General features: G+C 66.2%; 26 protein-coding genes and 3 tRNA genes. 17 read left to right on the top strand and 12 right to left on the bottom strand.

The genetic code is table 11. The annotated features are described in order from the left end of the window. Positions 1–114: 114 nt before the first annotated feature. Together hrpB and F7D01_RS11740 are read right to left on the bottom strand one after the other, a co-directional pair. Positions 115–2,535 (bottom strand): ATP-dependent helicase HrpB, encoded by a 2,421-nt coding sequence (gene hrpB / locus F7D01_RS11745; protein ID WP_215227727.1) that lies wholly within the window; start codon positions 2,533–2,535, stop codon positions 115–117. A 28-nt stretch (positions 2,536–2,563) separates the two neighbouring features. Further along, on the bottom strand, positions 2,564–3,586 hold the full coding sequence (locus tag F7D01_RS11740; protein WP_215227726.1) for a polyprenyl synthetase family protein: 1,023 nt from the start codon (positions 3,584–3,586) through the stop codon (positions 2,564–2,566). A 67-nt stretch (positions 3,587–3,653) separates the two neighbouring features. On the opposite strand from F7D01_RS11740, the gene F7D01_RS11735 reads away from it, so the two are divergent. Further along, on the top strand, positions 3,654–3,989 hold the full coding sequence (locus F7D01_RS11735; protein WP_215227725.1) for a chorismate mutase: 336 nt from the start codon (positions 3,654–3,656) through the stop codon (positions 3,987–3,989). Positions 3,990–4,039: 50 nt separating this feature from the next. Here F7D01_RS11735 and F7D01_RS11730 read toward each other — a convergent pair whose 3' ends face one another. Beyond that, entirely contained in the window at positions 4,040–4,435 is a 396-nt protein-coding gene (locus tag F7D01_RS11730) for a hypothetical protein (protein ID WP_251566799.1), read from the bottom strand. A gap of 158 nt (positions 4,436–4,593) precedes the next feature. Between F7D01_RS11730 and F7D01_RS11725 the strand changes: the two genes are divergently transcribed. Next, positions 4,594–4,962 carry a PilZ domain-containing protein gene (locus tag F7D01_RS11725; protein ID WP_215227724.1) on the top strand — a complete coding sequence of 123 codons (369 nt, stop codon included), beginning with the start codon at positions 4,594–4,596 and terminating at the stop codon, positions 4,960–4,962. 4 nt (positions 4,963–4,966) lie between these two features. On the opposite strand, the gene F7D01_RS11720 is transcribed toward F7D01_RS11725, so the two are convergent. From F7D01_RS11720 to F7D01_RS11705, 4 genes are all read right to left on the bottom strand, one after another. Next, positions 4,967–6,427, bottom strand: coding sequence for a sensor histidine kinase (locus tag F7D01_RS11720; RefSeq protein ID WP_371819602.1), 1,461 nt, complete (start codon positions 6,425–6,427; stop codon positions 4,967–4,969). Then, positions 6,378–7,055, bottom strand: coding sequence for a response regulator transcription factor (locus F7D01_RS11715; RefSeq protein ID WP_215227722.1), 678 nt, complete (start codon positions 7,053–7,055; stop codon positions 6,378–6,380). Before F7D01_RS11715 ends, F7D01_RS11720 begins: the two co-directional genes overlap by 50 nt. Positions 7,056–7,130: 75 nt before the next feature. Continuing rightward, positions 7,131–7,475, bottom strand: a complete 345-nt coding sequence (locus F7D01_RS11710; RefSeq protein WP_215227721.1) for a PepSY domain-containing protein — start codon at positions 7,473–7,475, stop codon at positions 7,131–7,133. Positions 7,476–7,557: 82 nt separating this feature from the next. Beyond that, a complete protein-coding gene (locus F7D01_RS11705) occupies positions 7,558–8,283 on the bottom strand; it encodes an SIMPL domain-containing protein (protein WP_215227720.1) in 726 nt (241 codons plus the stop codon). Positions 8,284–8,392: 109 nt separating this feature from the next. On the opposite strand from F7D01_RS11705, the gene F7D01_RS11700 reads away from it, so the two are divergent. From F7D01_RS11700 to F7D01_RS11690, 3 genes are all read left to right on the top strand, one after another. Continuing rightward, positions 8,393–10,204 (top strand): ABC-F family ATP-binding cassette domain-containing protein, encoded by a 1,812-nt coding sequence (locus tag F7D01_RS11700; protein ID WP_215227719.1) that lies wholly within the window; start codon positions 8,393–8,395, stop codon positions 10,202–10,204. Continuing rightward, entirely contained in the window at positions 10,201–10,797 is a 597-nt protein-coding gene (locus tag F7D01_RS11695) for a uracil-DNA glycosylase family protein (RefSeq protein WP_251566798.1), read from the top strand. The genes F7D01_RS11700 and F7D01_RS11695 overlap by 4 nt, the downstream gene beginning before the upstream one ends. A 62-nt stretch (positions 10,798–10,859) precedes the next feature. Further along, the gene (locus F7D01_RS11690; protein WP_215227718.1) at positions 10,860–11,561 is read left to right on the top strand and encodes a CDP-alcohol phosphatidyltransferase family protein; all 702 of its coding nucleotides are present in this window, start codon (positions 10,860–10,862) and stop codon (positions 11,559–11,561) included. On the opposite strand, the gene F7D01_RS11685 is transcribed toward F7D01_RS11690, so the two are convergent. Beyond that, positions 11,551–12,027: a DUF6456 domain-containing protein gene (locus tag F7D01_RS11685; protein ID WP_215227717.1), complete on the bottom strand. Its 477-nt coding sequence runs from the start codon at positions 12,025–12,027 to the stop codon at positions 11,551–11,553. The two genes, F7D01_RS11690 and F7D01_RS11685, sit on opposite strands and share 11 nt — an antisense overlap. 98 nt (positions 12,028–12,125) lie before the next feature. On the opposite strand from F7D01_RS11685, the gene F7D01_RS11680 reads away from it, so the two are divergent. Continuing rightward, positions 12,126–12,698 (top strand): helix-turn-helix domain-containing protein, encoded by a 573-nt coding sequence (locus tag F7D01_RS11680; protein WP_215227716.1) that lies wholly within the window; start codon positions 12,126–12,128, stop codon positions 12,696–12,698. A 383-nt stretch (positions 12,699–13,081) separates the two neighbouring features. Here F7D01_RS11680 and secF read toward each other — a convergent pair whose 3' ends face one another. From secF to yajC, 3 genes are read right to left on the bottom strand one after another with little or no spacing between them, the layout of a single operon-like run. Next, complete coding sequence (gene secF / locus F7D01_RS11675; RefSeq protein ID WP_215227715.1) at positions 13,082–14,062, bottom strand: protein translocase subunit SecF; 981 nt, start codon at positions 14,060–14,062, stop codon at positions 13,082–13,084. Between the two features lie 16 nt (positions 14,063–14,078). Further along, positions 14,079–15,677, bottom strand: coding sequence for a protein translocase subunit SecD (secD, locus tag F7D01_RS11670; protein WP_215227714.1), 1,599 nt, complete (start codon positions 15,675–15,677; stop codon positions 14,079–14,081). Positions 15,678–15,693: 16 nt separating this feature from the next. Next, positions 15,694–16,008: a preprotein translocase subunit YajC gene (gene yajC / locus F7D01_RS11665; protein ID WP_215227713.1), complete on the bottom strand. Its 315-nt coding sequence runs from the start codon at positions 16,006–16,008 to the stop codon at positions 15,694–15,696. Positions 16,009–16,250: 242 nt separating this feature from the next. On the opposite strand from yajC, the gene F7D01_RS11660 reads away from it, so the two are divergent. The 6 genes from F7D01_RS11660 (at position 16,251) to F7D01_RS11635 (ending at position 20,504) form a co-directional block, all read left to right on the top strand. After that, a tRNA-Pro gene (locus F7D01_RS11660) sits at positions 16,251–16,327 on the top strand. A gap of 163 nt (positions 16,328–16,490) precedes the next feature. Next, complete coding sequence (locus tag F7D01_RS11655; RefSeq protein ID WP_215227712.1) at positions 16,491–16,904, top strand: holin family protein; 414 nt, start codon at positions 16,491–16,493, stop codon at positions 16,902–16,904. A gap of 108 nt (positions 16,905–17,012) precedes the next feature. Then, positions 17,013–17,444, top strand: coding sequence for a type II 3-dehydroquinate dehydratase (locus tag F7D01_RS11650; RefSeq protein ID WP_215227711.1), 432 nt, complete (start codon positions 17,013–17,015; stop codon positions 17,442–17,444). A gap of 65 nt (positions 17,445–17,509) precedes the next feature. Further along, positions 17,510–18,013 (top strand): acetyl-CoA carboxylase biotin carboxyl carrier protein, encoded by a 504-nt coding sequence (accB, locus tag F7D01_RS11645; protein WP_251566796.1) that lies wholly within the window; start codon positions 17,510–17,512, stop codon positions 18,011–18,013. A gap of 13 nt (positions 18,014–18,026) precedes the next feature. Further along, on the top strand, positions 18,027–19,370 hold the full coding sequence (gene accC, locus F7D01_RS11640) for an acetyl-CoA carboxylase biotin carboxylase subunit (protein ID WP_215227710.1): 1,344 nt from the start codon (positions 18,027–18,029) through the stop codon (positions 19,368–19,370). Between the two features lie 57 nt (positions 19,371–19,427). After that, on the top strand, positions 19,428–20,504 hold the full coding sequence (locus F7D01_RS11635; RefSeq protein WP_215227709.1) for a TonB family protein: 1,077 nt from the start codon (positions 19,428–19,430) through the stop codon (positions 20,502–20,504). Positions 20,505–20,550: 46 nt separating this feature from the next. On the opposite strand, the gene F7D01_RS11630 is transcribed toward F7D01_RS11635, so the two are convergent. Beyond that, a complete protein-coding gene (locus tag F7D01_RS11630; RefSeq protein WP_215227708.1) occupies positions 20,551–21,012 on the bottom strand; it encodes an Lrp/AsnC family transcriptional regulator in 462 nt (153 codons plus the stop codon). 229 nt (positions 21,013–21,241) lie between these two features. Here F7D01_RS11630 and F7D01_RS11625 point away from each other — a divergent pair, with 229 nt between their 5' ends. The 5 genes from F7D01_RS11625 to F7D01_RS11605 all read left to right on the top strand — a co-directional run bounded on the left by F7D01_RS11625 (position 21,242) and on the right by F7D01_RS11605 (position 26,434). After that, positions 21,242–22,954 (top strand): HAMP domain-containing sensor histidine kinase, encoded by a 1,713-nt coding sequence (locus tag F7D01_RS11625; protein ID WP_215227707.1) that lies wholly within the window; start codon positions 21,242–21,244, stop codon positions 22,952–22,954. Positions 22,955–23,195: 241 nt separating this feature from the next. Further along, positions 23,196–23,271 (top strand) — tRNA-Ile (locus F7D01_RS11620). Positions 23,272–23,702: 431 nt separating this feature from the next. Beyond that, positions 23,703–23,779 (top strand) — tRNA-Pro (locus F7D01_RS11615). A gap of 148 nt (positions 23,780–23,927) precedes the next feature. Further along, positions 23,928–25,424, top strand: coding sequence for a permease (locus F7D01_RS11610; RefSeq protein WP_251567290.1), 1,497 nt, complete (start codon positions 23,928–23,930; stop codon positions 25,422–25,424). Further along, positions 25,421–26,434 (top strand): serine hydrolase, encoded by a 1,014-nt coding sequence (locus F7D01_RS11605; protein ID WP_215227706.1) that lies wholly within the window; start codon positions 25,421–25,423, stop codon positions 26,432–26,434. The genes F7D01_RS11610 and F7D01_RS11605 overlap by 4 nt, the downstream gene beginning before the upstream one ends. The last annotated feature ends 46 nt before the right edge of the window (positions 26,435–26,480 follow it).

The raw sequence follows: 26,480 nt of genomic DNA, 5'->3' as shown, positions 1-26,480 counted from the left end.
TCTAATGACCCTCAATCGCCGGGCGCGGGCCATCCGGCCCACTGGCTGCGCAGCAGTGGCCGCGCCGCGCGGTCGCGCTGGCGGGTCCCCTGCGGTGACCCGTCTTCCGGTAAGTCATTCGCTGGTTTTTGAAAAGGCGTTCTTCGTTTTCAAGCTCGGCTTCTCGGCCCAGGGTTCGTCCGGCCAGCGATGTTTGGGATAGCGCCCCTTCATGTCCTTGCGCACATCGGCCCAGCTTCCCCGCCAGAAGCCGGGCAGGTCGCGGGTCGCCTGAATCGGTCGGCCTGCCGGACTGGTCAGCTTGAGCAATAGCGGCGTGTCGCCGATCTTGGGATGTCGCTCCAGCCCGAACAACGCCTGTACCCGAACCTCCACCGAAGGCGCGTCTTCGCCGGTATAATCGATGCTGTGGCTGGTCCCGGCGGGGGACGAAAACGCGCGCGGCGCCAGCCGATCGAGCCTTTGGCGCTTATCCCAGTCGAGCAGACCGAGCGCGGCCTCGGCGTATCGCCCCGCACCCACCTTCAACTCCCGCCGACCATGCAGCAGCGGAGCGAGCCAGAGATCCGCGTGTTCTGCGAGAGCCTGATCGGACAAGGCGTCCACACCGGCAAACTTCGCGCGGGCGAGCAGATCGGGAGGCAACAGCGTCCCCAGCCGTTCCACTGCCTTTTCCACAAGCATATCCACCATGGCCTGCGGATCGGGCGCCTCGTCGGGACCGCTTGCGATCACGATGGCGCCCAACCGCCTCTCGACCCTTGCTTCGATCCGCCCTTCCTTTTCATTCCAGCGCAGGATGCGGCGAGTTTCGATCCGATCGGCCAGTCCCTGCTCGACATCGACGGGTTCCAGCGCGAGCGCTGCGGTAATCCGCGCCCCCTTCGCCTGACCTTGCGCGTCGCATACCACGAGCCATTCGGCGCGCGCTAGCGGCGATGCAGGGTCGAGCACGTAGCCGCGCCCGCCCGCGCTCAGCCAATGTTCGCCGGATGGATCTCGCCGCTTCGCGACCCTGTCCGCCAGTCCATGGGCCAAGGCCAGCGCCGGGGTTCCAGCCTGCGACGGTTCGACCAGCCGCTTCGCCAGCGCCGCCCAGCGCGCCGCCAGCTTGCGGCTCGCCTCCGCCCGCCCGGCTGGCTCGCCGTTCCAGCGAGCCAGCCGGGCGCCCAGGTCCTCGCCGCGTCCGCCCAGCCCGCGTTCCTGAGCCAGCAGAGCGAGCCGCGCGACAGCCTCGGCGCAACCCATCTCGGCACCATACAACACCGCTGCGGCCATCGGCGGGTCGAGCGGCAATTGCGCGATGCGTTCGCCCAGCGGCGTGATCCGCCCCACGGCGTCGAGCGCGCCCAGCCCCGCCAGCTGCTTGCGCGCGGCTTCCAGCGCGGCGGGAGGCGGCGGATCGAGCCATTGCAGCGCCGCCGCATCCGCCGAGCCCCAGCGCGCCAGATCGAGCAGCATCGGCGCCAGGTCGGAGATCTCGATTTCCGGCGCGTCGAAGCGTGGGCGCCCCGCATGTCCGGCCTCTTCCCACAGACGGTAGGCGATGCCGGGGCCCTGACGCGCCGCCCGCCCAGCCCGCTGCGCCGCCGCGGCCTGGCTTGCGCGCACCGTTTCCAGATGCGTCGTTCCCGCCGCGCGATCAAACATCGCCCGGCGCGCGAGACCACTGTCGACCACGACCGAGACACCATCGAGCGTGAGCGAAGTCTCGGCAATGGCGGTTGCGAGCACGATCCGCCGCCGTCCGTCGGGATCGCGCCGAATCGCCGCCCGCTGCGCCGCAGGCTCCACCTGCCCGTGCAGGGGCAGGACAAGGGCATCCTTCAGCCGCATCTCCACTCGCTCGCGCACCCGTTCGATTTCGCGAACGCCTGGAAGAAATGCGAGAATGTCGCCCTCCTCCGCGCGCCAGGCTAGCGCAATCGCACCCCCCATTGCGTCCTCGATCCGCTGCGAAGGACCCGAGCCAAGCCATTCGATCCGCAGGGGAAAGCTACGCCCCTCGCTCTCGATCACCGGTGCATCGCCGAGCAGGCTTGCAAAGCGTGCGCCGTCGATGGTGGCGGACATCACCAGCAGGCGCAGGTCGGGCCGCAGCACGGCCTGGCTTTCGAGCGCAAGGGCAAGACCAAGATCGCTGTCGAGATGTCGTTCGTGCGCCTCGTCGAACAGAACGGCCGAGACGTCCGGCAGTTCGGGGTCGTCGACGATCCGGTTCACGAAGATCGCTTCTGTCATCACGGTCACGCGCGTTTTCGCGGACCGCTTCGTGTCGAGCCGGGTCGCGTAGCCGATCGTCTCGCCCGCTCGCTCGCCGAGCAGTTCGGCCATCCGCTCCGCCGCCGCGCGCGCCGCGACCCGGCGGGGACTCAGGAGCAGGATTTCGCCATCGCACCACGGCTCCCCTAGCAGCGCGGGTGCCACCGCGGTGGTCTTGCCCGCCCCCGGTGGCGCGACCAGCACGGCGTTCGGACCATCGCGCAAGGCAGCGAGCAGTTCGGGCAGTACGGTGTGGATCGGGAGTTCGCTCATACGCGAATCGCCGGCGTGGGAGGCGGCCTCAATAGCCCCGCGAGAACGCGAACTGGACCGCCTCGATCATCGCGCGACGGGCCTGCCCGTCGGGGAAAATCGCCAGCGCATCGGCCGCCCTCTGCGCGAAATGCCGGGCCCGCTCGCGCGTGTCGATCAGGCAATCGTGCTTCGCGATCAAGGACACGGCATGGTCGAGATCGCTATCCGAGCTGCGATGACCCAGAATCGCGCCGCGCCAGAATTCGCGCTCTTCCTCGTTGCCGCGCGAATAGGCCAGAATGACCGGCAGGGTCATCTTGCCCTCCCTGAAATCGTCTCCGCGATCCTTGCCCATTTTCGCCGCGTCGGAATCGTAGTCGATCGCGTCGTCGACCAGCTGGAACGCAATGCCCAGATTGCGCCCGTAATCGTCCAGCGCCCGCTCCTCCGCATCGTCGCATTCCGCGACTACGGCAGCGATCCGGCTGGCGGCGGCGAACAGCGCAGCCGTCTTCGCGCCGATAATGTGAAGGTAGCGCTCCTCGCTCGTCTCGATCCGGCGCTGGGCGGACAGCTGCGCCACCTCGCCCTCGGCGATGACCGCACTTGCACCGGAAAGGATTTTGAGAACCTTCAAGCTGCCATCTTCCGTCATCAGCTCGAAGCTACGGCTGAAGAGAAAGTCGCCGACCAGAACGGTGGCGGGATTGCCGAAGATGATGTTGGCTGCCGCCTTGCCCCGGCGCATCTCGCTGCCGTCGACCACATCGTCGTGCAGCAGGGTCGCCGTGTGAATGAACTCGACCGCGGCGGCCAGCTTGTGATGCCGGTTCCCCTGATAACCGACCAGTTCGGCGGCAGCGAGCGTCAGCATCGGGCGCAACCGTTTGCCTCCACCCGCGATCAGATGTCCCGCAAGCCGCGGAATCAGCGGAATTTCGCTCTGCATCCGATCGAGAATGACGGCGTTGACGGCGTTCATGCCGCTCGCGGTCAGCGCCAGCATCGGATCGAGTGTCGGCGCGCTCTCGCCATCGGGCTGGCGCAGGGGAATTATCTCGGCACTCATTGCAGCGCGGCAATGGGCTGCGCGTGGCCGCTTGGCAAGGTGCGATTGCTGCTAGCAAGGGGGCGACATGGCCAGAAACCCGACCGACACCGCTGCGCTGCAAGCGCCCGCCGCCGAGCCCGATCCGGTCCTGGCGGGGTATCGCCGGTCGATCGACAATATCGACGCAGCGCTGATCCACATGCTCGCCGAACGTTTCCGGATCACGCAGGCGGTCGGGGAGTACAAGGCAGGCGCCGCATTGCCGCCAGCCGATCCAGGCCGCGAACGGGATCAGATCGCCCGCTTGCGTCGATTGGCCGAAGAGTCTCATCTCGATCCGGAATTTTCGGAAAAATTTCTGCGTTTCATCATCGAGGAAGTCATCCGCCACCACGAACGGGCACGCGACCGGAACGTCTGAAGCGCGGCTTTCGCACCCCCCTGCGACCGTTGGTATCGCTGCCGGGAAACTCAGTCGCTATATGTACGGTTGCGGTGATCGTACCGGCGATCACGGTCGGACCGCTGCCCGCGATAGTCGCTCCAGTTCTCCCGATATCGGTAGTCTCCACGAGGGCGGCGGGACATCCAGTAATCCCGCTGGCGATCGTTCCACCGGTATCGGCGTCCGCGATTGTCGTACACGTGATCTCCGGCGCCGGGATAGTAATAGCCGCTGTAGTATCCGTAATACGGGGTCTTAGCATAACGATCGTCATAGCCCCGACGGTCGTCATATCCGTCCCGGCCATAATAGCCGTCAGAGTAGTATCCGCCCTGATAGCCATAGCGATCGTATGTCGAACAGGCGCCCAGCGATAGTGCAGCGGCGGCGGCCAGCGTAGCCGTGATGATCGGACGGGTCATAGGTTTCTTCTCGCTTCCGGGCCGCTTGCACGACTTCAATGAGATTTTAACAAATAACACCTTACAAAGTTGAGCGTTCCCTAACGGCCACCCCCGACATCCCCCGGAGGTGGAGTGGCACAATTCGAAAGCGGCTTATTCCCCACAGCAGAGCTGTCATGACCTCTTCCTCAGAAACGCTCCTATCCGTCGAGGCGCGCCGATCGGTCCGGGTATCGCTGGACTATGCCGCGCAGTTGGTGACCCGCACCGGAACGGTCCTGTGCCGTATCGACAACATGTCGGCCAAAGGGGCCCTGCTTACCCCACAGAAAGAGCTCGAACTGGGCGAATACGCGCTGTTGCAATGCGATATTCTGGACATGCTGGTCGAGGTGATCCGCCACGAGGAGGATGCCGTTGCCGTGCGCTTCCTGGAGGACCTGGACGGCCGAGACCTGGGTGACGATCCGGCAGCGCAGGCGCGCGCCAGTACCAACCGCCGCTTCTTCCGGCTGACCGTAGCCAGCGCAAAACATAAGGGCTGAGCGTTCAGGCCCGCGGCAAGCTGAGACGGACCAGCAGCCCGCCTAGATCTTCGCTTTCCCCAAGCGCCACGGAACCGCCGTAGATTTCGGCCACGTCGCGCACGATGGCAAGCCCGAGGCCGGTGCCCGGCTTCCCAGTATCGAGCCGCGCGCCGCGATCGAAGATGCCCTCGCGCCCGGCTTCCGGGATGCCCGTTCCATCGTCCTCGACCCATACCACGCAGGGACCGCCCGGCCCTTCCGCATCGAGAGTAACGAACACGCTGCCGCCACCATACTTGGCCGCGTTCTCGACCAGATTGCCGATGATCTCGTCCAGATCCTGCCGCTCGATCGCCACGCGCGCGGTCTTGTTCCCGGCCAGATCGAAACGGACATCGGGGTATAGCCGTTCGACCGCGCGACACACCGCCTGGGCGCTTTCGCAAACCGGGGTCTGCGCATGCCCCACCGCCCGCCGACCGACGGCGCGCGCGCGAGCGAGATGATGGTCGACATGGCGGCGCATCGTGCGCGATTCGCGCACGACGGTCTGCGCCAGATCGGGTGCCTGCGCGGTCGCGGCGTTGTTGATCACGGTCAGTGGCGTCTTCAGCGCATGGGCGAGATTGCCCGCATGGGTGCGTGCCTCTTCCGCCTGCCGCTCCGAATGGGCGAGCAACGCGTTCAGCTCGTCGACCAGGGGCTGCACCTCCAGCGGCAGCGGTTCGGTGACACGGTTGCTGCCGGTGGACCGTATCTTGGCGATCGCGGCGCGAACCCGGCGCAGCGGCCTCAATCCGTAATAGCTCTGCAGCACGGCCATGACGAACAGGCCGAGGCCGAGTACCGCGAAGCTCCACACCAGGATCGAACGGATGCGGCGAATCTGCGCGTCCAGATCGTTGCGCGCCGAAGCGACCGCGAAGGTCCACACCGTATCGCTGTCGGGCAGCACCACCTGACGTTCCACCACGCGCAGCGGTTCGTTGGGAAACTGATCGCTGTTGTAGAAGACCGGATCGTCGCCCGGCTGCCCGCCGCGAACCTCCAGATTGCGATCCCACAGGCTGCGGCTGGGGTAGCTTTCCTTGCCAGGCCCGGAAATCTGCCAGTACCGCCCGCTATCGGGCTCCAGGAACGTCTGGTCGCCCAACGTGCGGTAGAACCGGACATCGCCGTATGGATCGATTTCCGCCGAGGCGATCAGCGCGGTCTGAACATATTCCAACTGCTCGTCGAAATTGGATTGGACCTGGCTGGTCAGCGTGCGCTCCAGCGCGATACCGCCGCCGAGCAGCAGGACCACGATCCACGCAGCGGAGATCAGCATCATGCGCCGGGCAAGGCTGCCCGTATTAGCCGCGTCTCGCGGCCCCGACGATGTTATCGTCCCGTTATCGCCTCCTGCAGCCAAAGCGCGGGACCACCCTCGGTCAGGCGCGCGGACTGTCTTGGGGATCGTCGAGGCTGTAACCCAGCCCACGGATGGTCGTGATCACCTCCGCACCCAGCTTCTTGCGGATGCGCGTCACGAACACCTCGATCGTATTGGAATCGCGATCGAAATCCTGGTCGTAGATATGCTCGATCAGCTCGGTGCGGCTGACGACCTTGCCCTTGTGATGCATCAGGTAGCTGAGCAGCTTGTATTCCTGCGCCGTCAGCTTCACCGGTTCGCCCTTCAGCGTGACCCGGCCCGACCGCGTGTCGAGACGCACGTCGCCTGCGATCAGTTCGCTGGAGGTGTTGCCGGAGGCGCGGCGGATCAGCGCCCGAAGTCGCGCGATCAGCTCCTCGGTCTGGAACGGCTTGGCGAGGTAATCGTCCGCCCCGGCGTCCAGCCCGGCGACCTTGTCGGACCAGCTGTCGCGCGCGGTCAGCACCAGCACCGGGAAGGTTCGCCCTTCCTTGCGCCACATGCCCAGCACGGTAAGCCCGTCGATCTCCGGCAGGCCGAGATCGAGGATCACGGCATCGTAATCCTCGGTCGAGCCGAGGAAATGCCCATCCTCGCCATCGGTGGACAGGTCCACCGCGTAGCCGGTCTGCTCCAGCGTGCTCTTGAGCTGCTGACCCAGCGTCGGTTCGTCTTCGACGATCAGAATGCGCATATGCGGATAGGTCCCCCGTTACGATGACGCGCCCTTTGGCGCTTTTTCGGACAACGCGTCAATCGCGGGCCGGTTTCAGCGCGATCGGCGCAATACCCGGCCTGTGCGCGCGTCGACATCCACGAAGATGACATGACCGTCCTGAATGAATTTGAAGCGATAGGCCATGGCGCTGGAATCGTAATCGCCCGCCAGATACTCCACGCAATTGTCGGCCTTGCTCTCGTCCCGCCGCCGGCAGATCGGTTTGCCGATGGCGGCGAAGGCGGCGTTTTCGAGCGTGCGGCGTGGCAGGATATTGCCCGCGCGCATTTCCTTGCGCGCCTCGTCCTGCGCACTCGGCGGCTCGGCACCGAACGACGGGGCCACGGACGTGAGGGCGAGCGCGGCCACCAGCGAGAGGGGGAGGACAATCTTCATCGTTCTGCCGCGCTAGCTTACACGCATTGAATACGTTGTGAATGGGCGCAAGTGGTAGCGTTCACACTTGCGCCCGATCCACTCACTTCACCATTTCGTAGGTCAGGCTGACATTCACCCCCGTACCGACGACGCCGGGCTGAACAGGAGCTTTTTCCGCGCTCGCCATCCGGGCCTGCGCCATTACCGGACGCGGCGGCTGCGGTCCGTTGCCGGTAATGGATTCGCTCACCTGCAGCAGGCGGACGTTGGAATAGCCGGCGAAGCGGGCGTATTCGAGCGCCTGGCGCTGCGCCCGTTCGAGCGCGCTTTTCCGCGCCGCGGCCTTCGCCGCCGTGTCGTCATCAACCGAGAAATCGGGTCCGGAAAGGTCGGTCGCCCCTGCCGCGACCAGCGCGTCCAGCACTTCGCCCGCGCGCTGGATTTGGCGCAGCTTCACACTGACGCGGTTCGACGCCTGATAGCCGCGAAACACCTGCCGCTGGTTCTGCTGATCGTAATCGTATTGCGCATTCAGATTGATGCCGGTCGTCTGGATGTCGCGCTGGGCCACGCCCAGTCCCTTGATCCGGTCGATGACCTTCTTCATGTCCGCCGAATTCTGTCGCAGGGCGGCGACCGCCGTCGGAGCCATCGTGGAGACTCCAGCACCGATGGTGACGATATCGGGCTCGACCTCGACCTGCTCGTATACCGACAGCTCTATCACCGGGTTCGTCGTCTGGATGGTGACGTCCGCGGCGGCGGCGGGTTGAGCGACGGCGGCAACCGTCATCGCGGCGGCGGCGAGGGGCAGAACATAGCGCATATCGGGTCGTCTCCTTGGAAAACTGATGCGACCAGAAGAGCCGCGCGGCGATTACGCGCGGCTGAACCGGCTTGTTCCGCGAAGGCAGCGCGCCTACCTCGCGCCACCTATGGCACAGCCTCCCATTCTCTCGCTCGAAGAAATCGGCCTGCAGCAGGGCGGTCGCTGGCTGTTCGGCGGGCCGAGCCAGGAGCAGTTGTCGCTCCATGTCGGTCCGCGCGACCGGCTCGCGCTGATCGGGCGCAACGGAGCGGGGAAGACCACGCTGTTCCGCCTGATCAACGACCGGATCGAGCCCGATCGGGGGATCCGCAAGGTGAAGCCAGGTACGCGCATCGTGCTGCTGGAGCAGGACCCGGACGTCGCCCGTTTCGACACCCTGATGGATTTCGCGCTGGATGGCGAACATGCCCCGGCCGAGCACGAGGTGGAGGCAATCGCCGGCCAGCTCGGCATCGACATGAGCCGCAAGGCAGCCGGTGCAAGCGGCGGGGAGCGGCGGCGCGCGGCGATCGCGAAGGCACTGGCGCAGGAGCCCGACCTGCTGTTGATGGACGAGCCGACGAACCATCTCGACCTCGCGGCGATCGACTGGCTGGAAAGCTGGCTGGACCGCTACAAGGGCGCGTTCGTCGTCATCAGCCACGACCGCACGTTCCTGAAGCGCCTGACCCGCGCTACGCTGTGGATGGACCGCGGCACCATGCGGCGCAAGGAGGTCGGTTTCGGCGGCTACGAGGCATGGGAGGAGCAGGTCTATGCCGAGGAAGCGCGCGCGGCTGAGAAGCTCGACGCGAAGCTGAAGATCGAGGCGCACTGGCTCGAACGCGGGGTCACCGCGCGGCGCAAGCGCAACCAGGGCCGGCTGGAGGCGCTGCACAAGATGCGCGCGGCACGGGCCGCGATGATCTCCGATGCAGGGGCGGCGAAGCTCAAGCTGGCGGTGGAGGAGGACTTCAAGTCGAAATCCGTCATCGTCGCGGAGAATATCACCAAGTCGTATGGCGATCGCACGATCATCAAACCGTTCAACCTGCGCATCCAGCGCGGCGACCGGATCGGTGTCGTCGGATCGAACGGCGCGGGCAAGACCACACTGCTCAAACTGTTGACCGGCGAACTCGCGCCCGACGGCGGAACGGTCGAAATCTCCAATAAACTCAGCGGGGTGATGATCGACCAACAGCGCAGCGTGATGGAGCCCGACCGCACCGTGCGCCAGGTTCTGGCCGAGGGCAGCGACTGGATAGATGTGCGAGGAAATCGCAAACATGTCCAAGGATATCTCAAGGAATTCCTGTTCGACCCCGGCATCGTCGATACCAAGGTCGGCATCCTGTCGGGCGGGGAGAAGAGCCGCCTGCTGCTGGCCCGCGAATTCGCCCGGAAATCCAATCTGCTGGTGCTGGACGAGCCGACCAACGATCTCGATCTCGAGACGCTCGACCTGCTGCAGGAGGTGATTGCAGATTACGAGGGCACGGTGCTGATCGTCAGCCACGACCGCGACTTCCTCGACCGGACGGTCACGCTGACGCTGGGCCTCGACGGCAGCGGCAAGGTCGATGTCGTCGCGGGCGGCTACGAGGACTGGGAGCGCAAGCGACAGGAGCGCGTTACCGCCAACAGGAAAACGGCACCGTCGACCTCCGGGAACAGCGCCCCGCCCCCACCACCGGCTCCGGTCACCAACAAGCTCTCCTACAAGGACCAGCGCGACTACGAAATCCTGCCCGCGCGGATCGAGGAGCTGGAAGCTGCGATCGCCAAGGGTGAGACGATCCTGTCCGACCCCGATCTCTACACCAGCGATCCGCAGCGCTTCGCCAATATTTCCAAGGGCGTGGAGAACGCCCGGCAGGAGAAGGACGCGGCCGAGGAACGCTGGCTGATGCTGGCGGAGCAGGTCGAGAAGGCGTGAGCGGGGACACGGCCGAACAGCTGAAGGGCGAAATCCGCGCCTGCACCCTGTGCGCCCCGCATTTGCCGCTGGGGCCAAAGCCGATCGTGCAGTTTTCCGCCACCAGCCGGATCGCGGTGATCGGGCAGGCCCCGGGGCGGATCACGCACGAAACGGGCCTCGCCTTCGACGACAAGTCCGGCGTTCGGCTCGCCGAATGGCTCGGCGTCTCGTTCGAGACGCTGCACGATCCGGAGCTGTTCGCGATCGTATCGATGGGTTTCTGCTACCCCGGCAAGGCCAGCGGCGGGGACAAGCCGCCCCGCCCGGAATGCGCGCCGACCTGGCATGAGCGCGTGTGGCGTACCCTCGAAAACATCGAACTGACCGTGCTTGCCGGCGCCCACGCGCAGGCGGCGTATCTCCCCGAAACGAGGCGCTGGCGCATGGCGGACCGGGTGGAGCGGTTCCGCGAATTCCTGCCCCGCTACATTCCCCTGCCCCACCCCGCATGGCGCAGCACACTGTTCATGCGCCAGCATCCCTGGTTCGAGGGCGAAGTGCTCCCCGCACTACGGAAACGGGTCGCCGAGTGTCTCCAAACGGCCACCTGACCGCCCCGCTTTCGTCACAAACCCCTTGCCCCCACCGCCCGCAGCGCCGATGTAGCGACCGCATGAAACGGCATACAACCGAAAGCGGGGGTGTCACGCGCATCCAGCAATCCGTCCTGACCCGGTCGGAACGCGCGGTGCTGAACTGGCTCTGCCCCCGCCTGCCGCAATGGGTAACGCCTGACGTGCTGACCTGGCTAGCGCTCTTTTCCGCGCTGGTGATCGGCGTGTCCTATGCGCTTAGCACCTTCGACCCGGCCTGGCTGTGGGTCGCGGTCGGCGGGTATTTCGTCCACTGGTTCGGCGATTCCCTGGATGGGAGCGTCGCGCGATGGCGCGGGATCGAACGGCCCCGCTACGGCTATTTCATCGACCACAGTTGCGATTGCCTGGGCTCGCTGCTGATGGTCGGCGGGCTGGGCCTGAGCCCCTACATAACGATGAACTACGCACTGCTGGGGGTGATCGGTTACCTGCTGCTCGCCGCCTACACCTTCCTGTTGGCGAAGGCGGGGGGCGAGTTCGAGCTTACGCATGGCGGGGTCGGGCCGACGGAGATCCGCGTGTTCCTGGTCGCGCTGACGATCAGCATGTATTTCGCCGGACCGATGGCCAACGTCCTGGGGCCCCTCAGCCTGTTCGACCTTGTCGCCATCGGCGTGGCGGGATTGATGATGGCGGTGTTCCTCGTCCAGCTCGCGGTGACCGCGCGCAAGCTTGCGCGCCGCGATCACCGCGAGCGCGTGGGCGCTATTACCCGCTGATCCGGTAGAAGTCCGCGACGCGTTCCAGCGCGAGCCGCAGAACCAGTTTCCCGCTGCGCGCCGGCCATGTGAGCGCCCGTTCGGCATCGGGCAGGCTCTCGCAGGCGCATACCACCCGCCACAGGATATCCTCCAAACCGCTGCCCGCTCGCGCGATCGCACCGTCGAACCGCATCTTTGCCGCCAGCTGGCGCTCGCTCGGCGAGAGGCCCGCGTTGGAGCCCCCCCGGATGCGGACCGGGCCCCAGCGCATCGTTACCGAGGGCGAAAGCTGGGCGCGCTCGTAATCGGCGCGCAGCCGCTCGCCCGCTTCGAACAGCCGATCGTCGAGGTGACCGCGCGCGTGCAGCCAGGCGAGCGGCGATTCCGCCGCGTTGACCGCGACGCTGCGCCGACCGGCGCGGGCCGCTCCGCCGCGTCGCGGCCCCTCTGGCGTGAGTTCTCGTTCGACGATGTGGCGTTTCATGGCGCAGCGTTCTCCTGTGGGGTCTAGCCGGCGCGCCCTTGCCAAACCCATCCTCGTGTAGGAAAGCGATTTTACCAAAACGGTTAGGAGACAGCGCTATGATCAACCGTATTCGCGCCATTCGCAAGGACAAGGGCTGGACGCTCGCCGAACTGGCGGCGGCGTGCAACCCGCCGACGACGGCGCAGACGATCGGTCGGCTGGAGACCGGCACCAGGAACATTTCCCTCGTCTGGATGGAACGGATCGCGCGGGCGCTGGGAGTCGATCCCGAAACCCTCGTCCGGTCGGAGGGAAGCGTCGCGCCGATGATCGTGGCCGAGCTCGGCCCGCGCGGGCCAGAGGCGCTGGCCCAGCCGAGGGAGGCCGTGCAGGCGGGAACGCTCGGTGGCGAGGGCCCGCTCACCGTCCTGGCGGTCCACGCGGCAGTCGGACCCTATCTGCCCGGCGACCAGATCTGGCTGCGCCAGCTGGCGCCGGAGGACGCGAGCCGCGCGATCAACCGCGACGTGCTGGTCCCGCGCAAGGGCGGCCGCTTCGCTTTCGGGCGGCTGATCGACCGGCAGGGCGGACTGGTCGGCCTGCTGCCCCCGGGGGCGGGGGAGAAGCAGGAAGTCGTCAACGATCCGCCGTGGATCGCCGTGGCGGAGACGCTGGTTCGCAAACTGTGAAGCGGGTCCTGTCGCTCTGCGCGCTCGATCCCAGAAGTTCGCGACCGCGCTTCGCCCCCTTCGTCGCCCGCTCGCTCTAAGCGCTGACGGCGCGCGGCGACTGGGAGGTCCCGGTGGTCAGACCGCTGGCGGCGCCATCGGTGCTGTTCGGCAAGGTTCGCGGGCTGGCACGCGGCGCGACCGATGGCGTACAGCGCGGTGTGGAATCCATCGCCCCAGTTTCGCACCCTGCCCGGCATCGGCGGGCGCTGGAACCCGGTGCTGATGGCCCTCGCGGTCCTCTGCCGCTCGTCCGTCGCATCGCTGCGCCGGCCCTTCCACACGCCGCCTATTACGAACGGATCATCAGGGGATAGCTATCCCCCGCAACCCACTATCGAAGATCAGGCGCCGCGTTCGCGGGCAAGCCGCTCCTGCTTGTCCGCCGTCCCCTCCTGCGGAACGAAACTGTTGCTGTTCACGCCCAGCCAGATGAGGATCGGCGCGGCCATGTAGATCGAGCTGTAGGTACCCACGAAGATACCCAGCGTGATCGCGGCGGTCAGGCCGAACAGGCTGGCGGGGCCGAAGATCAGCAGCGGGATCAGTGCGACCAGCAGCGTCAGCGAGGTCATCACCGTGCGGGCCAGCGTCTCGTTGACCGACAGGTCGAGCAGCTCGGGCAGCGGCATCTTGCGGTATTTCTTCAGGTTCTCGCGGATACGGTCGTAGACGACGATCGTGTCGTTCAGCGAATAGCCGATGATGGCCAGGATCGCGGCGATGATCTGCAGGCTGAATTCCAGCTGGAACAGCGCGAACATGCCCAGCGTCAGCGACACGTCGTGCGCCAGCGCGAACAGGCCGCCCACGCCGAACTGCCATTCGAACCGCACCCAGATGTAGAGCGCGATCGCCAGCATCGCGGCAAGCAGCGCATAGACCGCCTTCTCGCGAAACTCGCCCGCGACCTTGCCCGACACGGTGTCGTTGCCGTCGCGGCGCACACCGGGATAGGTCTTGCCGATCGCAGCAATCACCTGCTCACCCACCGCGTTCGCGCCGCCCGGGGTGTTTTCCACCGATTCGGGCAGGCGGATGCGGATCGACACCTGGTTAGGTTCGCCGAAGCGCTGGATCACCGGATCGCCGTAGCCGAGCCCGCCGACCAGATCGCGCAGCTCGCCGATCGGGGCCTGCTGGCGCTGCTCGAAGGTCAGCGTCACTTCCTGACCGCCCGCGAAGTCGACGCCGTAATTGAGGCCCTTGGTCAGCACCAGCGCCCAGCTAGCCGCCATCAGGATCAGGCTGATGACGTAGAACGGCACGCGCCATTTCAGGAAATGGATGTTGGTGTTGTCGGGGACGAGTTTCAGCAGTTTCATCGGTTCTCTCCCGCCCTCAGACGTACAGCTCGGTCGGGCGACGCTTGCGGATGTAGCCGGCGACCCACATGCGCGTCATCGTGACGGCGGTGAAGACGCTGGTGAACAGGCCGATGATCAGCACCACGGCGAAACCACGCACCGGACCGGAGCCGAAGATGAACAGCAGCACGCCGGCGATGAAGTTGGTGATGTTCGCATCGTAGATCGCGCGGCTCGCTTCCTTGTAGCCGTTCTCGACCGCGGCGACGACGCGCCGCCCCCGCTTTCGCTCTTCCCGGATGCGTTCGTTGATCAGCACGTTGGCGTCCACCGCCGCGCCGATGGTCAGCACGAAACCGGCGATGCCGGGCAGGGTCAGCGTGGTGTTGAGCACCGCCATGATGCCCAGGATCATCACGACGTTCAGGACCAGCGCCGCCGTCGCATAGACGCCGAAGCGGCCATAGGTCACGATCATCAGCGCGACGACCAGGAACGAGCCGATGCCCATCGCGACCAGCCCTTGGCGGATCGAGTCCGCGCCCAGATCGGGGCCGACCGTGCGCTCTTCCACCACTGTCAGGTCGACCGGCAGCGCGCCGGACCGCAGCGAAATGGCCAGCGCCGCCGCGCTTTCGACCGAGAAGCTGCCGGAAATGCGCGCCGAACCGCCGAGGATCGGTTCGTTGATGTTCGGCGCGGACAGAACCTGCCCGTCGAGGATGATGGCGAAGGGCTTGCCCACATTCTGCTGCGTCAGCTGGGCGAAGCGCGCCCCGCCCTGCTGGTCGAACTGGATGTTGACGACCGGTTCGTTGGTCTGCGGGTCGAAGGTCTGCTGCGCGTTGATCAGGTTGTCGCCGCGAATGCCGCCCAGGCGCCGCACCGCGAGCGATTGCCCCTCCTGCGCGCTACCGGCGGCGAAGGGCACGATCTGGCTGCCTGCCGGGGCGATGCCCTGCTGGATGTCGGACGGTTTCGCGTTCTGGTCGACCAGCTTGAATTCGAGCCGCGCGGTCTGGCCGAGCAGCGCCTTGAGCTGCGCCGGGTCCTGCAGGCCCGGCACCTGCACCACGATGCGGGTATCGCCCTGCCGGATGATCGTCGGCTCGCGCGTGCCCAGTTCGTCGATACGCTTACGCACCACCTCGGTCGCGCTGTCCATCGCCTGGCTGACCGCGTTGTCGAGGCCCGATTCCGTGGGGGTCAGGACGACGCGGCTGGTGTCGACCACGCTCAGGTCCCATTCGCGGGTCATGCCCTGCCCGTTCATCAGCGGGGTCAGGACTTCGCGCGCGCGATCAATATCGGCGCTGTTCTCCAGCATGAAGCTGAGCCGGCCGCCCTGGGTCGAGACGTCGCCGATGCCGATCGCGGGCTCCGCATCGCGCATCGCGGTGCGCACCGCCTCTTCCATGTTCTGGAGCCGCTGGCGGGCGACCTGCTTCGCATCCGCTTCCAGCAGGATGTGGCTACCGCCCGCGAGGTCGAGGCCCAGATTGACGGTCGGGTCGGGCAGCGAGGCGGGCCAGCGCGTGCCGGTGAGCGACGCGAGCGAGGGCACCGCGGCGAGCATCACCAGGATGGTGATCGCCCATAGCCAGATCTTCTTCCAGCGCGGAAATTCGAGCATTGGCGTGGTCCGTCCGTCAGTCGTTCGCGGGCTTGCCGCCCGGCTGGATCACATCGCCGATGGTCGCGCGCACGGCCTTGACCCGCACGCCCTGCGCCAGTTCGACTTCGACATAGTCGTCGTCGACTTTCACGATCCGGCCCAGCAGCCCGCCCGCGGTCACGACCTGGTCCCCCTTCTTCAGCCCCTGAACCTTCGCCTGATGCTCCTTCTGCCGCTTCATCTGCGGACGGATGATCAGGAACCAGAAGATGAGGCCCATCGCGACGAGGGGGAGAAACTGCATCCACCCCGGCGGGGCGCCTGCTGCGGCAGTGAGAAGAAAGGACATTCGCGTGTTCAGCCTGTGACGATATGCAAAACGGCGCGAGCCCCGCACGCCGTTATCTCGGATGCGGGCCCCGCGCTGGCCCTCGCGTGATACGAAAGCCGTTCGACGCCGCGCGCCTAGCAACATTGCCGCACGGTAGCAATCTGTCCGTGCGTGGGGGGCGTGAAGGGGGGACCGCGCGCCAATGCGAGGCAGCGCTTGCCATGCTGCGAACCCGCCCCTATAGGCGCGCCTCCACTGCTCGGGACGTAGCGCAGCCTGGTAGCGCATCACACTGGGGGTGTGGGGGTCGCTGGTTCGAATCCAGTCGTCCCGACCAGTGGATTTCCCCTTACGATACCACGAGAGCCACCCACCGCACGGCGGGATGGCCGAACTTCGTGCGCGCGGCGAACCTGCCCGTCGTTTCCCACCCCGTTTTCCTACACCAACCTATTTGGTTATTCCGGTGACCCCTTGGAAACCAGAGAAAGGTTGAAACAATGCCGATCATCGAATCGCTCATCGGTCCGGTCGCCTCGATCATCGATCGCATCATCCCCGACAAGGACGCGCGCGAACGCGCCAAGCTTGAACTCCTCCAGCTGCAGGGCACGCAGGAGTTGCGCGTGTTCGAGGCGCAGCTGTCGGCAATCGTCGCGGAAGCCAACTCGCGCGATCCGTGGACCAGCCGGGCGCGGCCGAGTTTCCTCTATGTCATGTACGCGCTCCTGCTCTTCGCCATGCCGATGGGGATACTCGCGGCGTTTACGCCCGGCACCGCGCGGGCCATTGCGGATGGCATGAACGCCTATCTCAACGGCCTGCCGGAACCGCTCTACGCCCTCTTCGGCACCGGCTATCTCGGCTACACCGCCATGCGCCAGTGGGGTAAGGTGAAGGGGGTCGAGAAATAGCCCCAGAACACTGTTCCATGTGTTCCATCGTGTAGGATTCGCTGCCAATCTGCGGTGGCCTCCCGGTCCGGCGCTTGCACCCCGCGCCGGACCGGGTAAGCCCCCACCATGGACACCGTCTTCATCCTCAACGGCCCCAATCTCAACCTGCTCGGCACGCGCGAGCCCGATATCTACGGGCATGAGACGCTCACCGATCTGGAGGCGCGGTGTCACGAGGCAGGCGAGCGGCTCGGCCTCGCCGTGGACTTTCGCCAGACCAATCACGAAGGCGTGCTGGTCGACTGGCTGCACGAGGCGCGCGCGGCGAAGGCACGGGCCGTAATCCTCAACGCCGCAGCCTATACCCACACCTCGATCGCCCTCCTCGATGCAATCAAGGCCATCGGCGTCCCGGTGATCGAGGTTCACCTTTCCGACCCCCGCCAGCGCGAGGAATTCCGCCATCTGTCCTATGTGGGCATGGGGGCCGTGCAAACCATTCAGGGGCGCGGGGGCGATGGCTATATCGAGGCGCTGGAACATGCCGCAACGCTCTGACCCCCCTTGCAAGCGAGAGCGGTGCCGCGCATACGCGGGCGCTTCCAAGTAATCGAAGGACGTACATGGCTGATACCAAGCGCTCTTCCGGCCGCAAGCCCGGCATGGATGTGGATGTTGACCTGGTGCGCGAACTGGCCGAGCTGCTCGCCGAAACCGGGCTGAGCGAGATCGAGGTCGAGGACGGCGATCGCAAACTGCGGGTCGCGCGCGGCGGCAGCGTACAGAGCTACGCGCCTCCTGCGCCGATGGCACCCGCGCCGCAGGCCGCTCCGGCGGCTTCCGCGCCTCCTCAGGCTGCCGAAAGTGGAGCCGACGCTGCGGCGGCGGACATCGCCGGCGCGGTCAAGTCGCCCATGGTCGGGACCGTCTATCTCGCCGCCGAACCGGGTGCGGCCGACTTCATCTCGGTCGGTCAGTCGGTGAAGGAAGGGGACACGCTCGTCATCGTCGAGGCGATGAAGGTGATGAACCCGATCACCGCCGACCGCTCCGGCACGGTGAAGCAGATCCTCGTCGCGAACGCCCAGCCGGTCGAATTCGACCAGCCGCTGGTCGTGATCGGCTGACGCGGGAAGACCCATGGCCATTTCCCGCATCCTGATTGCCAATCGCGGCGAGATCGCGCTGCGCATCCATCGCGCGGCGAAGGAGATGGGCATCGAGACGGTGGCGGTGCATTCCACCGCCGATGCCGACGCGATGCATGTCCGGCTGGCCGACCATGCCGTGTGCATCGGCCCGCCGCCCGCGACCGACAGCTATCTCAACATCGCCAATATCATCTCGGCCGCCGAGATCGCGCATGCCGACGCGATCCACCCCGGCTACGGCTTCCTGTCGGAAAACGCGAAGTTCGCGGAGATCGTGGAGGCGCACGACATCACCTGGATCGGGCCGAAGCCCGAGCATATCCGGACCATGGGCGACAAGGTCGAGGCGAAGCGCACCGCCGGCAAGCTGGGCCTGCCGCTGGTGCCCGGCAGCGACGGCGCCGTGTCCGAGGTCGAGGAAGCGCGCGCCATCGCGGCCGAGATCGGCTATCCCGTCATCATCAAGGCGGCGAGCGGCGGCGGCGGTCGCGGAATGAAGGTGTGCGAGAGCGAGGACACGCTCGAAACCCTGATGAAACAGGCGGGCAGCGAAGCGAAGGCCGCCTTCGGCGATGCGACCGTCTATATCGAAAAATATCTCGGCAATCCGCGCCACATCGAATTCCAGGTGTTCGGCGACGGACGCGGCGGCGCGGTGCATCTGGGGGAGCGCGACTGCTCGCTCCAGCGCCGCCACCAGAAGGTGCTGGAGGAGGCGCCCTCGCCCGTCATCTCCGCCGAGGAACGGGCGCGCATGGGCGAGGTCTGCGCCAGCGCGATGCGCGACATGGGCTATCGCGGTGCGGGCACGATCGAGTTCCTGTGGGAAAACGGCGAGTTCTACTTCATCGAAATGAACACGCGCCTGCAGGTCGAACATCCGGTGACCGAGATGATCACCGGCATGGACCTGGTGCGCGAACAGATCCGCATCGCCGATGGCAAGGAGCTGTCCTGCAAGCAGGAAGACATCCGCTTCGAGGGCCACGCCATCGAATGCCGGATCAACGCCGAGGACCCGTTCACCTTCGCGCCGAGCCCGGGGAAGGTCAGCGCCTATCACGCCGCGGGCGGCATGCATGTGCGCGTCGATAGCGGGCTTTATGCCGGCTATTCGATCCCGCCCTATTACGACAGCATGATCGCCAAGCTGATCGTCTATGGCCGCACCCGCGAACGCTGCATCATGCGGCTGAAGCGCGCGCTGGAGGAAATGGTGGTCGAGGGGGTGAAGACCAGCATCCCCCTGCACGAGGAACTGCTGCGCCAGCCTGACGTGCTCGACGGAGCGTACTCGATCAAATGGCTGGAGGAATGGCTGAAGGAGCGCTAATCTTCTTGACCGGCGCGCCGGTCACCTGACCCGCGCCGGCACGACAGGAGGATTGCCATGCTGCTTCCCCTATTTGCGGCCCTGCTGGGATCCGTTCCGCCTCCGCCCCCGGTGGCTGTCGCCCGCGAAGGGGTCGATACCCGCGGACTGATCAATTTCGAATTCGAAGGCTACACTTGCGCTGGCACTGCGGTGAACCCGGTTCGGCAGGCCGCGATCCTGCCGCTCGCGATGAGTGCGGAAGCTTGGCTAGAGAGGGACAGCCAGGTCCAGACCGTCGGCTTCGCCATCGATGCGCAGGGTCGCACGATTTCGATCCGTCTGCCGGATGGCACCTATGGCGACGACATCGCTCCCGCCCTTGCCGCCACTCGGTTCGCTGCCGGGACGTCCCGACAGGCGTGCACGGCCCGGATCGTTGCCCGGTACTATCCCCACGATCAGATTCCGCGCGCGCTCGCCGCTCGGTACTGGGCGATACCGACCCGCGATCGCCCTCGCCTCGAAACGCATGCTCTGATCGCGAACCCGGGCGGCAATTGCGAGGCAGGACCGCCGAGATGGCTGGTTCGCGCACAACCCGATTTCGATCGGGTGCCGGTAGAGCCGGGTGCGCTGGACTTTGTCGCCATGACCTATTGGGTCGATTCAGCTGGGCGCCCACGCAATATCGAAGCGCCCTTCACCAGCGGCAATGCGGCTTTCACGCAAGTGGGCAAGCGCGTCATGGCGCAATGGCGCTTCCAACCGGGGGAGGCGCGCACGGGATGTGCCTATGGCTACTGGAGCGCGCCGCGGAACCCCCTCCCGCCCCCACCGCTCGATCCTGACTCACCGAAAAACGATTGCCCGGACGTGCGTTTCGCCTACATGCCGGAACTCAAGCCGTATTTTCCCCGCACGTTCTCCCAGCGCTCGATCGAAGGCATCGTGCGACTGCGCTTCTCGGCCGCGCCGTGGGGCGAGATCGGCGATATCGAAGTCGTGGAGAGCCAGCCCGCCGAAGCGTTCGGCGAAGCGGCCATGCGCTTCCTGCCGCGAGCACGGCTCGACCGGTCCGACGCGCCGCGCGTCGGCTGCACGGTCGATGTCAAGTTCGCGCTACCGGAGCGTTCTCGCGACACGAAAAGGTGACGTCGGCTGGGCCGTACCGCGCTGCCGACCGCCGCCCCTGCCCGGCCTAGAGCGGAACGCCGGGTTCGTGCTTGCTGGTCCGGATGGTGAGCGAGGTCTTCACGCTGCCCACATTCGGCGCTGGGGTGAGCTTGCTGGTGAGGAATTCCTGGAAGCTTTGCAGGTCGCGGCTGACGATCTTGAGGATGAAATCGATCTCGCCGTTGAGCATGTGGCACTCGCGCACCTCTGGCAATTCGCGCATATGCTCCTCGAATTCCCGCAGCGCGCTTTCGGCCTGACTCTTCAGGCTGACCATAGCGAACACCGTGATCGCGAAACCCAGCTTGGACGGCTCCAGTTCGGCATGATAGCCGCGGATGACCCCCTGCTCCTCCAGGGCCCGCACCCGCCGCAGGCACGGCGGTGCGGTCAGCCCGACGCGCTGTGCGAGTTCCACATTCGTGATGCGCCCTTCCGACTGGAGCTCGTCCAGCAAACGGCGATCGATATCGTCGAGCGTTGCCATGCCCAGCGCCCCTCCCCTGTTGATATCTTGCTTTCCACACTGGGAAATGATCCCAATCGATCTCAACATCCCAGCATAATATAATTATACATGCAAGCAATTGTCCCGCTTTGCAACGCGGCGAGTTTACGCGCTGCCATAGCGGAACGTTGGTTGGTAAAGAGAGCTTCAATCTTGACCGGACGAGGCCAGCGCGCTTCGCCATCGCCGCAGGACCCGCGCCCCCGTTATGCAATTCGACGACCGTCTCGCCACCGTACTGCGCCAGAGCGCAGGGGCCGGGGCAGTCGCGCGCACCCAGTTTCGCCAGCTTGTCGACCTGCTGTCGCGCCCGCACGCCGCGCCGGAACCGTCGCAGCTGGACGCGGCCTGGGTCCGGCTCGACCAGCTGGCCGAATCGATCCCTGCCGAGGAGCGCGCCGCGATTCTGCGCGAGCCGGGGACCCGGCTGGCCCATCCCCGCATCGTTTGCCACATGGCGGGGCACGAGCCGGCGGTCGCATCCGCCGCGCTAGAGGCAGCGGCGCTCGATTCGTCCGGGTGGGAGGCTTTGATCCCCCGCCTGCCGGTGCGCGCGCGTGGATTCCTGCGTCTGCGGCGCGGCTTGCCGGAACGGGCGATGATCCTGCTCGATCGGCTCGGCATCCACGACCGCGCGCTGCCCCAGCCCCCGCTTCCCGAACCTGCGGCGGCCAGCGCGGAACCCGACCTTCGCGAACCGGCTGCGGGATTGGGGATTAAGCCGATCGCCGCCAACGACGCCGATCCGCCGCTGCGCGATGCGAGCGAGATAGGTGCCCTGCGGCAACGGATCGAAACGTTCCGCCAATCGCGCGCCGCGCGCAATGTCGCAGGCGATAACGAAAGAGCGGACACTCCTCGGCTTCCTCTGGGCGAAAACAACGAGGGGCGCGAGACCGCTGCGCTGCCCGGCTTCGCCTTTACCACCGATGCGCAGTTGGCGATCGACTGGGCCGAGGATCGCGCCGCGCCGATGATTCAGTACGCCACTCTCGATCGCCTGCTACCCATAGCGGCCCGGGATCTGGCGCGCCGGCGGCGAGCCTTGGAAACGATCGAACTGGAGCTGCCGGGAGCTCCGGCCTTGGCCGGAAAATGGATTCTGGACGCCCGACCGCGCTTCTCCCCGGACGACGGCAGCTTCGAAGGATATGCGGGGCGTTTCCGTCGCCCCATTCACAGCGTGTCGCCAGTGACGGAGAGCGACAGCAGGAGCGATCGACTGCGTCAGCTGCTTCACGAACTTCGCACGCCCGTAAACGCGATTCAAGGCTTTGCCGAGATACTCCAGCAGCAGATGTTCGGCACGGTCCCGCACGAATACCGCGCGCATGCGGCGAGCATCGCCGGGGATGGCGCGCGCATTCTGGCCGGGTTCGACGAACTCGACCGACTGGCGAAGCTCGAGGGCGGAGAGCAGGCCCTGGAAAGCGGTGAAGCCGACCTTTCGTCCATCGTGGAGGGGCAGGGCCGCCAGCTGGACACGATCCTGGCGCGGCGCGATGCGGGGCTCGATATCACCATAGCCCCCGACATCTCCGTCGCCATCGGGCGCGAGGAAGCCGAGGCGATGGTGTGGAGGATTCTGGCGACCCTGGCGGGATCGCTGGCACCGGGGCAACGCGCGCGGGTTTCGCTACAGCGCAAGAAGCATATGGCCCGACTGAAATGCTCGCTTCCCGGACGGAAGAATGCGGCGGAAACGATATTCGAGGCCAAGGCGAAAACCGCCGGCGGCCCTGTCAGCGCGGGCATTTTTGGGGCTGGTTTCACGCTGCGGCTGGCACGCGCGGAAGCCGAGGCGGCGAGCGGCGCATTGCGCGCGGCCGGGTCCAAGCTGGTGCTCGAACTGCCGCTATCGACCCGGTCCCAGGGCGAACCTGGGGTGGACCCGATGCGAGAGGGCGTCGCGAGAGCGTGACCTTCCGCCGGGGCGAAAGGGGGGCGCGGCACCAAAATGCGATCGATGCGCGAACCGCCGCCAGGCGAAGCCTGCGTCCGCTCTCCTGCCGGTTCGAAGCCGCGCGCCCTTCTGACGGTCGATACCGAAGAGGAATCTTGACGGTCGCGGAACTCGCCGCGAAAATGGACCGATAATTCCGCCACGCTTGCCCTTCCCTACCCGGCAAGCTACCTGCGCGCGGCACGCGCGTGCCGGGCATGGGCCTGTAGCTCAGCGGTTAGAGCTGGCCGCTCATAACGGCTAGGTCGCGGGTTCGAATCCTGCCGGGCCCACCACGGCGCTGCGCGTGCATTCCCCTTCGATCGCAAACGGTGCCGCCCGCCGCAAAGCTGCAGAACGGCAGGGGTTCAGGCTACCACTGCTCGTCGGCGCGGCAATTCGAGCATGGGTCTTCCATGCTGCAAGAAGGTTCGAAATCCGGGCACCGATGGCCCGCGCTCGCACGCCCCCGCTGGGCAAGACCGCCGGCAGAGGCAGCAGCCTTGGTGAGAAATCTCTCGATACGGCCGATCGCCGTCGATCCCGACAGGAGTTCCATGGGGCGTGCATGCCTTCACCATCCCCTGTCGTCTTTACGGGATTCCCCGCAGATCCTGTTGAGAAACAACTCCCTGTCGTGCGGCCCGTTCGCTGGACAAATGCGGTCCGCAGCCGACAGGTTCGGCCTTGCCTCCAACCCTACGAGAACCTAAGGCGAGCGCCCGGTCGGGGAGTAGCGCAGCCCGGTAGCGCGCCTGCTTTGGGAGCAGGATGTCGCAGGTTCGAATCCTGTCTCCCCGACCAATTCAGCGTTACGCCAACGATCGAGCCTGCAAGGCTCCTATAACTTCGGTCTATCGCTCCCCCCTCCCCATCGATCGCCGCAATCGATAAGCGTGTGCCGGGTAAGGGCCAGCAGCGATATCGAGCCTGGGGAGCAAATCGTTTGGACGTGACCACCGATTACGATGGCGGGCGGAAGCTTCGCACCCGCATCCTGCCGCTCTATCTCCTGCTCGGTTTTTCGGCCGGCCTGCCCTTCTTCATGTTCAATGCGGTGCTGCTGCTGAGGCTGGCGCGGCACGACATCGACATCGTGACCATCGGCTATTTCGCGTGGGTGGCGCTGCTGCCGACCTTCAAGTTCCTCTGGTCGCCGCTGCTCGACCGGTTCTCGGTGCCCGGGTTCTCGCGGTTCTGGGGCAAGCGGCGCGGATGGATCATGCTATCACAGCTCGGCATCTTCGCCGCGATGGTGGGCATGGCCTTCACCAGCGACGACACCGATCTCGCCCTGGTCGCGCTGTTCGCAATCCTGCTCGCCTTCTGGACCACCACGCTGGAGGTCGCGGCGGACGGCTGGCGTATCGAACTGGCCCCGACCCAGGAGGCGCAGGCCCCGATCGTGGCGGCCAATCTCTGGGGCTATCGCAGCGCGATGGTCGCGGCGGGCAGCGGCGCGGTGCTGATCGCGGCGCGCGCGGACTGGACGATCGCCTATCTCGCGATCGCGCTGGCCGCGTTTGCTCCCTTTCCGGTGCTGGCGCTGACCGGTCGCGAGCCCGGCACCGACGGTGCGCGCTGGCATGCGCTCGGGACGGGCGTGGCGATCGGGGCGGTGATCCTCGCCGCGTCCTGCGCGATCGTCGCCGTGGTCGGCTGGCTCGCCTTGCGCATGCTGGCGGGCGCGGGGATCGATCCGGAGACCAATCTGACCCCTGCCGTGATCGCGATCGCTCTCGCGCCCTTCGCGCTGCTCGCGGCGGCCCTGCCGCGGATCAAGCGCCTGCCGAGCGATGCGCCGCTGCTAAGCTCGACGACCCTTGGGCCCTTCGTCGACATCTTCTGGCGCTACGGCTTCGCCACGCTGGTCGTGCTAGGATTCGTTTCGCTCTACCGCGTCGGCGACGTGCTGGCGCTGACGCTATCGCATCCGATGTGGGACGCGCGCGGCTATTCGCTGGACCAGATCGGCATCGCCGATGGCGCAATCGCTTTGCCGGCGAGCATGATCGGTGTCGCTCTGGGCAGTTGGATGGCCGCGAGATGGCGCTTGTCCTGGGCTCTCGCGGCAGGCGCGCTGGTCGCGGCGCTGGGCAATTGGGTCTATGTCTGGTTGTGGTGGCAACCGCCCGAAGGTTGGGTGCTGTACGCCAGCGTCGCCGTCGACCAGCTCGGCAACGGGCTCGCGGGGGCGGTTTTCGTGGTCTATCTCTCGATGCTGGTGAACCCGCGCTTCCCGGCGGCGCAATACGCCTTCCTGTCGGGCTTCGCCTTCCTGCTCGCGCGGCTGCTGGCAGGAACTTCGGGCGAAATGCAGCAGGTGATCGGCTATGACGGGTTCTTCGCTCTGACGGGCGCGGCGAGTATTGCCGCTATCGTCTTCCTTCCCTTCCTCGCGCGAATTCGCTCGCGCGGGCCGAGCGCCGGGCCGGTGGAGGCCGCATGATGGATATAGAACACGCTTTCGCCCCCGCCCGCCGCATGGTCGAGGAAGGGCGGATGCCCTGCGCCGCATTGGGGGTCATCGGTGCGGACGGCACGAGCGCGGTCGCGTTCGCCGGTAATGCCGCGACTACGCCCGAACCCGAGCCCCTCACGCGTGGCCACTGGTTCGATCTGGCCTCGGTTTCCAAGACCATCGCCACCACCACGATGGTGTTGACCCTAGCCGAACAAGGCCGCCTCGATCTCGACGCGCCGCTGACGAGCGCAATCCCCGACCTGCGGCAATACGATGTCGAACATGCGCCGGAACGGCGGATCACCTTTCGCCAATGTCTCGCGCATCAGACCTTCCTGCCCGCCGTTTTCCCGATCTACACCTATGGCGACGACCCCTTGCGCATGCGCGCCTTCGTCCTGCAACGCGCGTGGGAGCATGGCTCGCCGGTCTATTCCGACATCAATTTCATCCTGCTCGGGATCGCGGTGGAACGGATCACGGGCGCACCGCTGTCGGACTGGCCGCTCGGCGACGGGTTGTCCTACGGGCCGCCTCCGGGGCCGGCAGTCGCGACGGAATTCTGCACCTGGCGCAACCGCATCCTGAAGGGCGAGGTGCATGACGAGAACGCGGCGGCCCTGGGCGGCGCGCCCGGCCATGCGGGACTGTTCGGTACGGTGGACGGCGTCCTGGAATTCGCGCGCGCGCTGATGGCGGGCGAGGTGCTGTCGCCTGAATCGCTACGCCTCATCCGCACCTCGCAATTCCACCACCGCACGCATGGATGGGAATTGCCCTATGGCGGCTGGTCGGGCGGGGAAGCGTGCTCGCGCACGACGATCGGGCATACCGGCTTCACCGGCACCGGCCTGTGGATCGATTTCGAGCGGGAGATGACCTGGACGCTGCTGACCAATCGCGTTCATCCCACCCGCCATCGCGACCGAGCCATCCACGAATTGCGACCGGCGGTAGGGCGCGCGGTGGTGGAAGCATGGGATGGCCGGAAATAACCGGGCTTCGGGCGTTCCATGCGCCCTTTGCCCCCGCCTATAACCC

The organism is Erythrobacter sp. 3-20A1M, from assembly GCF_018636735.1.
In the GTDB taxonomy this organism is placed as follows: Bacteria; Pseudomonadota; Alphaproteobacteria; order Sphingomonadales; family Sphingomonadaceae; genus Alteriqipengyuania.
Note: the sequence above shows the minus strand (reverse complement) of the source record. Positions and strands in the feature narration are given on the sequence as shown.

What these genes read in the sequence shown, in the direction of transcription:
- hrpB (WP_215227727.1), bottom strand. Translation starts at nt 2,535, where the DNA reads ATGAGCGAACTCCCGATCCACACCGTACTGCCCGAACTGCTCGCTGCC.
- accC (WP_215227710.1), top strand. Translation starts at nt 18,027, where the DNA reads ATGGCCATTTCCCGCATCCTGATTGCCAATCGCGGCGAGATCGCGCTG.
- secD (WP_215227714.1), bottom strand. Translation starts at nt 15,677, where the DNA reads ATGCTCGAATTTCCGCGCTGGAAGAAGATCTGGCTATGGGCGATCACC.
- F7D01_RS11630 (WP_215227708.1), bottom strand. Translation starts at nt 21,012, where the DNA reads ATGGCAACGCTCGACGATATCGATCGCCGTTTGCTGGACGAGCTCCAG.
- F7D01_RS11710 (WP_215227721.1), bottom strand. Translation starts at nt 7,475, where the DNA reads ATGAAGATTGTCCTCCCCCTCTCGCTGGTGGCCGCGCTCGCCCTCACG.
- accB (WP_251566796.1), top strand. Translation starts at nt 17,510, where the DNA reads ATGGCTGATACCAAGCGCTCTTCCGGCCGCAAGCCCGGCATGGATGTG.
- secF (WP_215227715.1), bottom strand. Translation starts at nt 14,062, where the DNA reads ATGAAACTGCTGAAACTCGTCCCCGACAACACCAACATCCATTTCCTG.
- F7D01_RS11680 (WP_215227716.1), top strand. Translation starts at nt 12,126, where the DNA reads ATGATCAACCGTATTCGCGCCATTCGCAAGGACAAGGGCTGGACGCTC.
- F7D01_RS11655 (WP_215227712.1), top strand. Translation starts at nt 16,491, where the DNA reads ATGCCGATCATCGAATCGCTCATCGGTCCGGTCGCCTCGATCATCGAT.
- F7D01_RS11625 (WP_215227707.1), top strand. Translation starts at nt 21,242, where the DNA reads ATGCAATTCGACGACCGTCTCGCCACCGTACTGCGCCAGAGCGCAGGG.
- F7D01_RS11605 (WP_215227706.1), top strand. Translation starts at nt 25,421, where the DNA reads ATGATGGATATAGAACACGCTTTCGCCCCCGCCCGCCGCATGGTCGAG.
- F7D01_RS11740 (WP_215227726.1), bottom strand. Translation starts at nt 3,586, where the DNA reads ATGAGTGCCGAGATAATTCCCCTGCGCCAGCCCGATGGCGAGAGCGCG.
- F7D01_RS11650 (WP_215227711.1), top strand. Translation starts at nt 17,013, where the DNA reads ATGGACACCGTCTTCATCCTCAACGGCCCCAATCTCAACCTGCTCGGC.
- F7D01_RS11700 (WP_215227719.1), top strand. Translation starts at nt 8,393, where the DNA reads ATGGCACAGCCTCCCATTCTCTCGCTCGAAGAAATCGGCCTGCAGCAG.
- F7D01_RS11725 (WP_215227724.1), top strand. Translation starts at nt 4,594, where the DNA reads ATGACCTCTTCCTCAGAAACGCTCCTATCCGTCGAGGCGCGCCGATCG.
- F7D01_RS11685 (WP_215227717.1), bottom strand. Translation starts at nt 12,027, where the DNA reads ATGAAACGCCACATCGTCGAACGAGAACTCACGCCAGAGGGGCCGCGA.
- F7D01_RS11715 (WP_215227722.1), bottom strand. Translation starts at nt 7,055, where the DNA reads ATGCGCATTCTGATCGTCGAAGACGAACCGACGCTGGGTCAGCAGCTC.
- F7D01_RS11635 (WP_215227709.1), top strand. Translation starts at nt 19,428, where the DNA reads ATGCTGCTTCCCCTATTTGCGGCCCTGCTGGGATCCGTTCCGCCTCCG.
- F7D01_RS11690 (WP_215227718.1), top strand. Translation starts at nt 10,860, where the DNA reads ATGAAACGGCATACAACCGAAAGCGGGGGTGTCACGCGCATCCAGCAA.
- F7D01_RS11735 (WP_215227725.1), top strand. Translation starts at nt 3,654, where the DNA reads ATGGCCAGAAACCCGACCGACACCGCTGCGCTGCAAGCGCCCGCCGCC.
- yajC (WP_215227713.1), bottom strand. Translation starts at nt 16,008, where the DNA reads ATGTCCTTTCTTCTCACTGCCGCAGCAGGCGCCCCGCCGGGGTGGATG.
- F7D01_RS11705 (WP_215227720.1), bottom strand. Translation starts at nt 8,283, where the DNA reads ATGCGCTATGTTCTGCCCCTCGCCGCCGCCGCGATGACGGTTGCCGCC.
- F7D01_RS11730 (WP_251566799.1), bottom strand. Translation starts at nt 4,435, where the DNA reads ATGACCCGTCCGATCATCACGGCTACGCTGGCCGCCGCCGCTGCACTA.